General features: G+C 35.9%; 1 pseudogene. It reads left to right on the forward strand.

Going from position 1 to position 270, the window contains the following annotated elements:
* Positions 1 to 97: 97 nt before the first annotated feature.
* Positions 98 to 270: pseudogene (locus FLQ44_RS25630) on the forward strand (IS701 family transposase); the annotation flags it as partial.

Raw genomic sequence — 270 nt, forward strand, 5'->3', positions numbered from 1 at the left:
GTGCAATCGGCTCCTGCCAATTATCCCTCTTCTGTCACTTTCCGAGTATTCTGAATAAAAGGATTAAAAGAAAAAACTCTGGAAGGTAAGTAGGGCAATGGATGTAGAATTACAAATTCTGAAACATTTAGCAAGAGACGCCCACCCAACAGTTGCGCTCATAGATGAATATTGTGCAGAGTATCAAGATTTATTTAAAGAAGTGAGAAATTATGAGTGCTTTAAATATTTGCACTTAGGAATAATCTCCCCAATCAAAAGAAAATCATT

Source organism: Vogesella mureinivorans, assembly GCF_007644035.1.
GTDB lineage: Bacteria > Pseudomonadota > Gammaproteobacteria > Burkholderiales > Chromobacteriaceae > Vogesella > Vogesella mureinivorans.